This is a genomic window from Micromonospora sp. NBC_00421 (assembly GCF_036017915.1).
Classification (GTDB): Bacteria; Actinomycetota; Actinomycetes; order Mycobacteriales; family Micromonosporaceae; genus Micromonospora.
This window is the reverse complement of sequence record NZ_CP107929.1, coordinates 7,221,106-7,231,838: the sequence shown is the minus strand read 5'-3', so window position 1 is coordinate 7,231,838 and position 10,733 is coordinate 7,221,106. Positions and strand designations below refer to the sequence as shown.

General features: G+C 70.3%; 11 protein-coding genes and 2 tRNA genes. 3 read left to right on the top strand and 10 right to left on the bottom strand.

Going from position 1 to position 10,733, the window contains the following annotated elements; all coding sequences use genetic code 11:
• Positions 1 to 708: 708 nt before the first annotated feature.
• Positions 709 to 933, top strand: a complete 225-nt coding sequence (locus OHQ87_RS31310; RefSeq protein ID WP_328343747.1) for a hypothetical protein — start codon at positions 709 to 711, stop codon at positions 931 to 933.
• A gap of 158 nt (positions 934 to 1,091) precedes the next feature.
• Here OHQ87_RS31310 and OHQ87_RS31305 read toward each other — a convergent pair whose 3' ends face one another.
• The 6 genes from OHQ87_RS31305 to OHQ87_RS31280 form a co-directional block, all read right to left on the bottom strand.
• The gene (locus OHQ87_RS31305; RefSeq protein WP_328343746.1) at positions 1,092 to 1,889 is read right to left on the bottom strand and encodes a carbon-nitrogen hydrolase family protein; all 798 of its coding nucleotides are present in this window, start codon (positions 1,887 to 1,889) and stop codon (positions 1,092 to 1,094) included.
• A 401-nt stretch (positions 1,890 to 2,290) separates the two neighbouring features.
• On the bottom strand, positions 2,291 to 3,586 hold the full coding sequence (gene clpX / locus OHQ87_RS31300; RefSeq protein ID WP_328343745.1) for an ATP-dependent Clp protease ATP-binding subunit ClpX: 1,296 nt from the start codon (positions 3,584 to 3,586) through the stop codon (positions 2,291 to 2,293).
• Between the two features lie 212 nt (positions 3,587 to 3,798).
• The gene (locus OHQ87_RS31295; RefSeq protein ID WP_030333536.1) at positions 3,799 to 4,461 is read right to left on the bottom strand and encodes an ATP-dependent Clp protease proteolytic subunit; all 663 of its coding nucleotides are present in this window, start codon (positions 4,459 to 4,461) and stop codon (positions 3,799 to 3,801) included.
• Positions 4,462 to 4,471: 10 nt separating this feature from the next.
• Positions 4,472 to 5,113: an ATP-dependent Clp protease proteolytic subunit gene (locus tag OHQ87_RS31290; RefSeq protein WP_067310650.1), complete on the bottom strand. Its 642-nt coding sequence runs from the start codon at positions 5,111 to 5,113 to the stop codon at positions 4,472 to 4,474.
• 168 nt (positions 5,114 to 5,281) lie between these two features.
• Positions 5,282 to 6,628 carry a trigger factor gene (tig, locus tag OHQ87_RS31285; RefSeq protein ID WP_328343742.1) on the bottom strand — a complete coding sequence of 449 codons (1,347 nt, stop codon included), beginning with the start codon at positions 6,626 to 6,628 and terminating at the stop codon, positions 5,282 to 5,284.
• Between the two features lie 160 nt (positions 6,629 to 6,788).
• A tRNA-Pro gene (locus OHQ87_RS31280) sits at positions 6,789 to 6,862 on the bottom strand.
• A 152-nt stretch (positions 6,863 to 7,014) separates the two neighbouring features.
• On the opposite strand from OHQ87_RS31280, the gene OHQ87_RS31275 reads away from it, so the two are divergent.
• Positions 7,015 to 7,088: transfer RNA gene (locus OHQ87_RS31275), tRNA-Gly, on the top strand.
• 89 nt (positions 7,089 to 7,177) lie between these two features.
• Here OHQ87_RS31275 and OHQ87_RS31270 read toward each other — a convergent pair.
• From OHQ87_RS31270 to OHQ87_RS31255, 4 genes are all read right to left on the bottom strand, one after another.
• Positions 7,178 to 7,864, bottom strand: a complete 687-nt coding sequence (locus OHQ87_RS31270; protein WP_328343740.1) for a hypothetical protein — start codon at positions 7,862 to 7,864, stop codon at positions 7,178 to 7,180.
• A gap of 74 nt (positions 7,865 to 7,938) precedes the next feature.
• Positions 7,939 to 8,274, bottom strand: coding sequence for a hypothetical protein (locus OHQ87_RS31265; protein WP_328343738.1), 336 nt, complete (start codon positions 8,272 to 8,274; stop codon positions 7,939 to 7,941).
• Between the two features lie 60 nt (positions 8,275 to 8,334).
• Positions 8,335 to 9,087, bottom strand: coding sequence for a hypothetical protein (locus OHQ87_RS31260; protein WP_328343736.1), 753 nt, complete (start codon positions 9,085 to 9,087; stop codon positions 8,335 to 8,337).
• Positions 9,084 to 9,581 (bottom strand): SigE family RNA polymerase sigma factor, encoded by a 498-nt coding sequence (locus OHQ87_RS31255; RefSeq protein ID WP_328343734.1) that lies wholly within the window; start codon positions 9,579 to 9,581, stop codon positions 9,084 to 9,086. The genes OHQ87_RS31260 and OHQ87_RS31255 overlap by 4 nt, the downstream gene beginning before the upstream one ends.
• 140 nt (positions 9,582 to 9,721) lie before the next feature.
• On the opposite strand from OHQ87_RS31255, the gene OHQ87_RS31250 reads away from it, so the two are divergent.
• A complete protein-coding gene (locus OHQ87_RS31250; protein WP_328343732.1) occupies positions 9,722 to 10,660 on the top strand; it encodes a DUF3152 domain-containing protein in 939 nt (312 codons plus the stop codon).
• Positions 10,661 to 10,733 lie beyond the last annotated feature (73 nt).

Genomic DNA, 10,733 nt, shown 5'->3' with positions numbered 1-10,733 from the left:
TCTGGTTATCGCAGCTGCAATTCCCGTCCGGGGCAACTTCTCTAACTTACTTTGACTTACTTCCGCTGTCAAATTCGCTTTCGCGATCTCTCCAGCTCGGCTAAGTCATTTCCACGTCTACGCACACCGTGAATGGTGGTCGCTACTGTCGTGGGATTCGGCAGACCGGTCAGCTCCGCTTTCGCGGCGCTCGCCCGGCTCCCTGCCGGCTTATGCACTCTACCCGGCCGACTTCGCGTTCGCAACCCCAACTTCTGGGGAGTTTCGCACCGCCCGATCCCCAGCACCGCTCGGCGTCTCCGCCACGGTCCTGGTGCCCGCTCTCGGCCGGTTCGTCCGGCCTGCCGCGTGCAGAGAGAAAGTTACGCGTGCGCCCCACGGAAGGCAAATCAACAGATGTCGCTGTATGCGCTGGTGTCTGGAGCGGACCGACCCGGTCGGGGCCATCGCGGGGATACCGGCGACCGGTACTTCCTCCACTGCCGTCCAGCCGGGCAGCCGTCCCGGGGCACTGCGGCCTGCGCGCCTCACTGCGCCCAGCGCGCCTCACTGCGGCCCTCGCGTCCTCACCAGGGTCTACGCGTCGCTCAACGGCGGCCTGCACGTCCTGACCGCGTTGCGCTTCCTCACCACACGGTGTGCGTCCTCCCTGCGGCCTGCCCATCGGAAACGACGACGTGGTGGCCGATCCGTGCCAGAGTGGCTGCCATGGATGAGGCGCCCCGGTCCCCCACGGTCACCCTCGCCGACGACGCGCTGCTGGGACTCCTGCTGCCCTTCTGGCAACTGGTGATCGCAGCGGTAGTGCTCGTCGTGGTCGTGCTGTCGGTAGGTCGGCTGGCCCGGCGCGGACCATCCAGGATGGGAACCGCCCTGCTGGTGACCGCAGCGGTGATCATCGGCCTGGCCGTCGTGGGGATACTGCTGAGCTGACCGCGGCACCCGAAGTACCGCCGGCCCGACCCATCCGCCCCGACCGGTTTCACCGGCCCCGACCCCGATCGACCCGGAGCCGACCGGCTGCCACCCGCCCGGAGCCGGACGGGTTTCCCCGCGGACGGTTTCCCCGCGGACGGGGCCGGCGCAACCGGTCAGAGACGGCGGTTCGCCAAGCTGGGCAGCTCGGCACGGATCGTCCGTAACCGGCCCAGGTCCAGGTCGACCACGGTCAACCCCGGCCCGTCGGGTACCTGACCGAGCACCGTGCCCCACGGGTCGATCACCATGCTGCGCCCGAAGCACGTCCGGCCCGGATCATGGTCGCCGGTCTGACCGGCGGCGGCCACGAAACACTGGTTCTCGATCGCGCGGGCCCGCAGCAGGACCTCCCAGTGGTCCCGCCCGGTGTGCATCATGAACGCCGCCGGCACGACCAGCAGGTGCGCGCCCCCGTCGGTGGCGAGCCGGCGGTACAGCTCCGGAAAGCGCAGGTCGTAACAGATGGAGAGACCGACCCGCAGGCCTTCCACGTCGACCACCACCGGTTCCCGGCCCGGCGACACCGTGGCGGACTCCAGGTAGGACACCCGGCCCGGGATCTCCACGTCGTACAGGTGGATCTTCCGGTAGCTGGCGGCGAGCCTGCCGGCACGGTCGAAGACCATCGACGTGTTCCAGGTGTGCGTCGGGTCCGGCCCGACCTCGTGGAAGGAGCCGGCCACCACCCAGATCCCCAGCCGGCGGGCCGCCTCGGCGAAGAACGTCCCCACCGTGCCGTCGACGCCCTCGGCTGGCGGCATTCCGTCGGCCCGACCGAGATAGTCGACGTACTCGGGCAGGATCGCCAGGTCGGCACCGGCCGCCGCGGCCCTGGCCAGCAGGGCCTCGGCGGCGGCCAGGTTGGCCGACCTGTCGTCGCGGGCGTTGAGCTGGCAGACGGCGACGCGCATGATGATCAGGGTACGGGTGGACGTCGGCCCGGGACAGCACCCGACGCATCGGTTCCCGCGACGGTGAGCGGCAGCAGTCCGGCCCGGTCGACCCGGCGAGATGACGGTGCCCCCACACCACGCCGCGTGGCCGTGGGTGACCCCCAGGTGCCGACTCGGCAGCCTCCGTCCGGCAGCGGCCAACTGTGCCCGCTCGCGGTGCCGTTCCGGGGCCGGGCGCGGTCGCGTCAGGTGGCAGTGTGCAGTGGCGAACCGAGTGGCCCTGTGCAGTGGCGACACCGAGTGACCGTGTGCAGTGGCGACACCGAGCAATCGAGGTCGCGGCTTCCGGTGCGGCGGGTACGCGCAGAAGCACGGCCCCGTGCGGCGGCCGTGCTTCTGGGGTGTTCGGGGGAAACCGGTCAGGCCGACTTCTCCTCGCGGTCGCGGCGGGCCCGGCGGCCGGTGAACTCACGCGGCACGATGGTCGGGTTGACGTTCTCCAGGACCGCTTCGCGGGTGATCAGCACCCGGGCGGCGTCCGGGTTGCTCGGCACCTCGTACATCACGGAGAGGAGGACCTCTTCCATGATCGCGCGCAGGCCACGGGCACCGGTGCCCCGGAGCATTGCCTGGTCGGCGATCGCCTCCAGGGCCGGCGGCTCGAACTCCAGCTCGACACCGTCCAGCTCGAAGAGGCGCTGGTATTGCCGGACCAGGGCGTTGCGCGGCTCGGTGAGGATGCGCACCAGGGCGGAGCGATCCAGGCTGCGCACGTTGGTGATCACCGGCAGCCGGCCGATGAACTCGGGGATCAGCCCGAACTTGAGCATGTCCTCTGGCATCACCTGGCTGAAGATGTCGTCGGTGGAGCGCTCGGAGACCGACCGGAGCCGGGCACCGAAGCCGGTGCCCCCGGAGCCGGTGCGGGACTCGATGATCTGGTCGAGGCCGGCGAAGGCGCCACCGCAGATGAACAGCACATTGGTGGTGTCGATCTGGATGAACTCCTGGTGCGGGTGCTTGCGGCCGCCCTGCGGCGGCACGTTCGACACCGTGCCCTCCAGCATCTTGAGCAGGGCCTGCTGCACACCCTCACCGGAGACGTCCCGGGTGATCGACGGATTCTCCGACTTGCGGGCGATCTTGTCGACCTCGTCGATGTAGATGATGCCGGTCTCGGCGCGCTTGATGTCGTAGTCGGCGGCCTGGATCAGCTTGAGGAGGATGTTCTCCACGTCCTCGCCGACGTAACCCGCCTCGGTCAGGGCGGTGGCGTCCGCGATCGCGAAGGGCACGTTCAGCATCCGGGCCAGGGTCTGCGCGAGGTGCGTCTTGCCACACCCGGTCGGGCCGAGCAGCAGGATGTTGGACTTGGCCAGCTCGACCGCGTCACTGCCGGAGCCCGGTGCGTTGGCCGCCTCGGCCTGGATCCGCTTGTAGTGGTTGTAGACGGCGACCGCGAGCGCCTTCTTGGCCTGGTCCTGGCCGATGACATAGTTGTCGAGGAACTGGCAGATCTCCATCGGCTTGGGAAGCTCTTCCCACTTCACCTCGCCGGACTCGGCCAGCTCCTCCTCGATGATCTCGTTGCAGAGGTCGATGCACTCGTCGCAGATGTAGACACCTGGGCCCGCGATGAGCTTCTTGACCTGCTTCTGCGACTTGCCGCAGAACGAGCACTTCAGTAGGTCGCCGCCGTCACCGATCCGTGCCACCTACGTTCTCCCTGCACTCGTCGACCGGAGCCCGGCCCTGAACCGCGGGCGCGGGGCGCCCGTCCGTGGTGAAAAACCGTTCCGCCGGTCCGACCCGGCCACGCCGTACGGACCGACGTTACCCGCTGGCGGAGGTTTCTCCGACCCCCAAAACGGGTGTGTCAGAGGTCGGCCGGGAATGTGCCGCCGACCGACCTCCGACCCGATGGTGCTCAGCGGGCCGCGTTGGCGGCCAGCAGGCCCTTCTTGCGGCTGGTCAGGATGGTGTCGACCAGCCCGTACTCCTTGGACTCCTCGGCCGTCATGATCTTGTCACGGTCGATGTCCTTACGGACCTGTTCGATCGGCCGGTTGCAGTGCCGGGAGAGCATGTCCTCCAGCTGGGTGCGCATCCGCAGGATCTCCCGGGCCTGGATCTCGATGTCCGAGCCCTGCCCGTAACCGCCCTCGGTGGCCGGCTGGTGGATGATGATCCGCGAGTTGGGCAGCGCCATCCGCTTGCCCGGCGTACCCGCCGACAGCAGCACCGCCGCCGCGCTGGCCGCCTGACCCAGGCAGACCGTGGAGATGTCCGGCCGGACGTACTGCATGGTGTCGTAGATCGCCGTCATGGCGGTGAACGAACCACCCGGCGAGTTGATGTACATGATGATGTCGCGGTCCGGGTCGGTGCCCTCGAGAGTCAGCAGCTGCGCCATCACGTCGTTGGCCGACGCGTCGTCGACCTGGACGCCGAGGAAGATGATCCGGTCCTCGAAGAGCTTGTTGTACGGGTTGGACTCCTTGACCCCGTACGAGGTGCGCTCGACGAACGACGGCAGGACGTAACGGTTGTGCACGGCCGCGAACTGGGGCGGCAGGCTCAGATCGGTCATCGTCAGCTCCTCAGCTCAGGGTCCCGGCGCCATCCGGAACCTGCGTGGCTCCGATGATCACCTTGTCGATGAAGCCGTAGTCCATGGCCTCCTGGGCGGTGAACCAACGGTCCCGGTCCGAGTCGGCCTCGATCTGCGCCTGGCTCTGGCCGGTGTGGTGGGCGACCCGCTCCTGGAACATCCGCTTGGTGTAGAGCATCTGCTCCGCCTGGATCGCGATGTCCGACGCGGTGCCACCGAGGCCACCGGACGGCTGGTGCATCATGATCCGCGCGTGCGGCAGGGCGTACCGCTTGCCCTTGGTGCCCGCGCAGAGGAGCAGCTGGCCCATCGAGGCGGCCATGCCCATCGCCACGGTCGACACGTCGTTGTCGATGTACTGCATGGTGTCGTAGATCGCCATGCCGGAGTAGACCGAGCCACCCGGCGAGTTGATCCAGAGGAAGATGTCGCGGTCCGGGTCCTCCGCGGCGAGCAGCAGCAGCTGCGCGCAGATGCGGTTGGCGACCTGGTCGTTCACCTCGCTGCCGAGGAAGATGATGCGTTCCTTGAGCAACCGGTTGTAGACCGAGTCGTCGAGGTTGCCAATGGTGTCCCCACCTCGGGCTTCGATCGCCCGGAGCGGCTTCGCTGGGATGTGCATGTCGGTCATGGCAGCCCTTCGCTCTCCGTACCGTCGTACCCGACATTAACCGCTCGACCGGGTGATCGACTCCCGCTCGCGGCACTGTTCGCTCTCAGCGCAGCTGCTCGGGACGTACCCGGAAAGGGGTTCGGCCGCCGTCTGCCGCAACGGGCGGACGGCGGCCTACCGGGTCGGTCAGTGCTCGTGGTCGTGCGCCTGCTCGCTCTCGGCCCGCAGCGCGTCGAGGGTGACCTCGTTGCCGGCCGAGTCCTTGATCTTGATCTTCTCCATCACGGAGGCGAGCGCCTTGCCGCGCCGCACGTCACCGAAGACGGCACCGGCTGCGCCGGAGCGGACCAGCTGGTCGTAGTACTGCTGGGGGGCCATCCCGGCGCGCTGCGCCCGGTGGACGATCTCGTGCCCGAACTCGTCGTCGGAGACCTGGGTGTCCTCGGCGTCGGCCAGGCTGTCCAGCAGCAGCTGGATCTTGACACCCTCGGTCGCCGCCTCGGCCAGCTCGGCGTCGATCTGCTCCTCGGTCTTCTCCTCGGCGGCGAGGTACTCCTCCATCGAGGCGCCGATCCGCTCCAGCTGGTCGACCATCGCCTGCTTGCGGCTCTCGACCTCCTCGCGGACGATGCCCTCCGGCGCCGGTACCTCGGCGGCGGCGACCATCTGCTCCAGGGCCTTGTCCCGGGCGGCGTAGATCTGCTCGACCCGCTTGCCCCGGCTGACCTTCTCCCGCAGGTCGGCGCGGAGCTCGTCGATGGTGTCGAACTCGCTGGCCATCTGGGCGAAGTCGTCGTCCAGCTCGGGCAGCTCCTTCTCCTTGACCGTGCGGACGGTCACCGCCACCTCGGCGTCGCGGCCGGCGAAGTCGCCGCCCACCAGCTGGGTGGTGAAGGTGGTGTCGTCACCGGCGGCCAGACCGACCAGGGCCTCGTCCAGACCCGGCAGGAGCTGCTTGCTGCCGACCTCGTGCGAGATGTTGCTCGCCGAACCGCCCGGCACGTCCTCGCCGTCGACGGTCGCGTTCAGGTCGATCTGCACGTAGTCACCCTCGGCGGCGGCCCGCTCGACGGTCTTCAGCGTGGCGAACCGCTCGCGCAGGTTCTTGACCTGCTCGTCGACCTCGGTGTCGTCGATCTGGAGCTCGTCGACGGTCACCTCGACGGTGGCCGGGTCCGGCAGGGTCAGCTCCGGCCGGACGTCGACCTCGGCGGTGAAGTTGAGCGAGTCACCATCGTTGAACTCGGTGATCTCGACCTCCGGACGACCGAGCGTCTTGAGGTCGTGCTCGCGGACCGCGGCGAGGATGTTCTGCGGGATGGCCTCCTGCACCGCCTCGTTGAGCACGGTGCCCCGGCCCACCCGCTGGTCGATCACGGCAGCCGGGATCTTGCCCCGACGGAAGCCGGGGACCTGGACCTGCTGGCCGATCTCCCGGTACGCCTTCTTGAGGCTCGGCTCGAGCTCGACGAACGGCACCTCGATGGCGAGCCGCACGCGCGTCGGGCTCAGAGTCTCGACGGTGCTCTTCACAGGCGTACTCCTTGACGGATCTCAGTTTGGGTCTGGGCGGGTTGGATCTGGGCATGAATGCGCGCATCGAGTGTAGGCGAGCCGGGACGCTGCTCCGGCAGCGCCCGGCGTACCTGACGGAATCGGCGTCACCTCGGGCGTCGCCCGGATGCGCACGCAGTCGGGGTGGCGGGATTTGAACCCACGGCCCCTCGCTCCCAAAGCGAGTGCGCTACCAAGCTGCGCCACACCCCGTGGCCAAAGAAGTGTATGCCGTCCCACCCACCCCGGTCCCCCGGGGCATCCCCACCCCTGCCCCGGTGACCCCCACCCGGGTGGGGGTGGGGGTTGGGGGGGATGCTGGGGGGTGGGGGTAGGGTGGCGGGTGTCCTGGGGCGCCAGGGCGCGCGGGCGTAGCTCAATGGCAGAGCTTCAGTCTTCCAAACTGACGGTGCGGGTTCGATTCCCGTCGCCCGCTCCACACCTTCCGGCCCAGTTCAGAGGGGTGCTGCTGATCTCGGGCCGGCCGCCCCTCCCGTGCTGCGATCCTGCGGGCCGTCCGGTGGCCGTTCACTCCCGTGGCGATAGCTGGTCGGCGATCTCCAGCAACGTCGAAGCGACAGCGGCCGGATCCCACAACATGTGCAGATGGCGGCCGTCCAGGATCCGAACCGGCCATCCCCGGTTCTCGGCCTCCCGAAGCTCGTCGGCGTACGCGGTCCCGAAGGCCACGTACCCGGCCCGGTTCGTTGCCCAGCCGGCCGGGACCTCCACCTCGGCGGTGAGATAGGCCCAGGGCACCCGGCGCTGATCGGCCTCGACCCGCTGCCGGGTCTGCGGGTCCGGATACAGGGCGGCGACATCCTCCTCCGACCACCACTCGCTCCACAACGGCAGCAGGCCGTCGGCACCGACCCGATCCCGGAGCATCGCGGCCAACCCGGCCGGTGCGACCGGTAGGCGACCGCTCCGTGGCGGCAGCACGGCATCAAGGAACACGGTTGCCCGCACCGGACGCGACGCGACGAGCGCGGGCACGTACAGGCCGGCGTTGCTGTGCGGCACCAGGACCAACTCGCCCCGCCCGGGTACGGATTCCTCCAGTGCGCTCAGCACCTCTCCGGGGGTGGACAGCGGGTCCCGTGGGAGCGAAGGCGCGACGACGTCATGCCCGCCCGCCCGGAGCACGGAGGCCACCGGATCCCACACCACCGGACCGAGAAACGGGCTCGACAACAGCACATAGGTTCGGCCCATCGCTCACGTCTACCAGAACCCACACCCGTTGCCCAGCCACCGGTGTGTGGGACCGGTCCGACGGTAGTGCCCGATCAGAATCGTCTCGGCCGGATGCCGTGCCCCGCCCGGTACCTGCCTTCGGCCAGCAAGCGGTCCACCGCAGTGAGGACTTGCTGCCAGGCGTGGGCGGCCTCTGGGTCGTGGCGCTTGGCCAGTAGTCGCTCGAAGGCGGCCAGACTGCGCTGCACGGACTCCGGATGCGGATCAAAGATCGAGGGTCGGCTCCAGCGGAGATAACCCGGCTTCACGTGGGGCCGGACGTGGTCGGCATTCCGGTAGCGCGGATTACGCAGTGAACGCTGACGCAGGTAGGCCAGCTTCTGGAGCGCCAGAACGTCGGCGAGAGGCAACTCCTCGTCATCGGCCATGTGGGGCATGATGGCCCGGGTTCCCTCCTGAGGCCAGTGGTTTGCCTCGCCGACCAGGCCTCACAGCAGCCGTCCGGCTGCGTCGCGGGCGACGATGCCGTCGAGGCGTACGCCGGGGGCGAGGTCGGCCGGGCTGAACCAGAAGATCACCACGGTCGGGTCCGTGTTCCAGCGGGCCAGCCGGGCGTCGACCTGTCGACCGTCCACCGTGCCGACGATCCGGTGCGCCGGGCCGACGAAGTACCCGAAGGTGGGCACCGGCGGACGGTCCTGCGAGGGGGTCGAGTCGTCGTAGCCGATCTGGTGGAAGCCCGGACCCCGGTCGCTGCCCTGCACGTCGTTGACCAGGATGTCGTCGGTCAGCTCGCCGCCTGAGGTGCGCCGGCCGGCCATCAGCCCGATCTGTACCCGGGGCACCTTCGGCAGGTCGACGGCGACGACGTAGAACACCCGCTGCTCGCTGCCGTACCGGATGCCGCTGTCCACCACGTCGCCGAGGGGCTGCCGGGGGGGTTGCCACCGGGTCGGGGCAGGGGTGGGCGGCAGCGTGTCCGTCGGCCGCCCGGTGGGGGCGGGGACGGTGGCGGCGGGCACGGGTGGCCGGTCCGGCGTCGGCGGCCCGCTCCACCGCACGCCGATCCCGATGCCGCCTGCCAGCAACCCGCCGACCAGCACCGCCGCGCCGGCACTGGCGAGCCGGCGACGTCGGCGCAGCCGCCGGCCGTCCCGCATGATCACGGTCAGGTCGAGGTCGTCGTGGTACGGCCGTTCGGTCGCCCGCATCGCCTCGCGGAACTGATCCAACTCGTTCATCGGCGGCTCCCGTGGATTTCCGGGGTTCCGCTGGCGCGCAGCTTCTGCAACGCCCGGGAACTGGTGCTCTTCACCGTGCCGAGCGATACGCCCAGTTCACGGGCCACCTGTGCCTCCGGAAGGTCGAAGTAGTAGCGGAGCACGACGATGGCCCGCTCGCGGGGGCTGAGCGCGCCGAGGATGTCGAGCAGCCAGCGGCGGGTGGCCACGTCGTCGGCGACGTCACCGCGCCGCTGCTCGGGCAGCTCGTCGGTGGGGTACTCCCGGATCGGCCGCCGCCACCCGTCGACCAGGTGGTTGACCAGGACGGTCCGGGCGTACCCGTAGGCGTCCTCGTCGCGGATCCGGGACCAGGACGCGTACGTGCGGACCAGCGCGGTCTGCGCGGCGTCCTCGGCCTGGTGGTGGTCGCCGGTCATCAGGAAGGCGGCGTGCGTCAACCGCCCGGAGGCCGACCGGGCGAACTCCACGAACTCGGCGTCACCCCGGGCCATGCCCACTCTTCCCGCATCCCACGACGGACACGACGGGCCGGGCGGCCGAAAGGTTGAGTCCGGACCGGATCAACTGTTCCGTCGGGCCGCCCGTCCTTCCCGCTGCCCATCGCCGACCGGCGGTGTGCGGAGGGAGCAGCATGGCGACGAAGGGTACCGCCCGCGTGGGCCGTGGGCTGATCGGTCGATCGGCGTTGGCGCTGCTGGTGGCGGGGTGGTTGCCCGGCTGCGGGGCACCGGCCACCGCCGACCGGGCCACCGCCGACCGGGCCACCGCCGACCGGGCCACCGCCGACCGGGCCACCGCCGACCGGGCCACCGCCGACCGGGGTACCACCGACCCGGCCACCACCGACCGGGTGGGTGGCACCGGCCGGGGGGCGGCGGGTCCGGCCACCCCGTCGGCCACGTCCGGCGGGGCCGGACGGTCGGCCGGGCCGACGCCGCTCGCCTCCGGACCGGCCGCGATCAGCTATCCGGCGGACGGGAACAACCACTGGCAGGTCGCACCCGGCGAGCCGGCGGCACCGGGCGGGACCGGCCGGCTGCTGCGGTACCGGGTCGCCGTGGAGCGTGACATCCGGGGGCTGCCGGTGACGGAGTTCGCGGCCGAGGTCAGCGCGACGTTGACCGCCCCACAGGGGTGGACCACCGGCCGGACGCTGCGGCTGCGGCGGGTCGGACCCGATCGGCCCGCCGACTTCACCGTCCACCTGGCCACCCCGGGCACTCGGGACGAGCTGTGCGGGGACGCGGCGGACGGCTACACCTCGTGCCGCAACGGCGACCGGGTGGTGGTCAACGTGGCCCGCTGGGTGAAGGGGGTGCCGGGCTACGGCGCCAACCTGGAGACCTACCGCCGGTACGTGGTCAACCACGAGGTCGGGCACCGGCTCGGCCACGGCCACGAGCGGTGCCCGGGGCGGGGCCGCCCCGCGCCGGTGATGCAGCAGCAGACGCTGGGCCTGCACGGCTGCACCGCCAACGCCTCGCCGTACCGCGACGGGGTGCGCTACTCGGGGCCGCCCGGCTCCTACGCCGACGAGATCCCGCCCCGCGAACCGGGCCGCCGGGGCTGACCGGGCCACAGCGACGCCCGGCGGCACGACCGAACTGACCGACGGCAGGGCCGGACCGGCCGGCGGACACGGG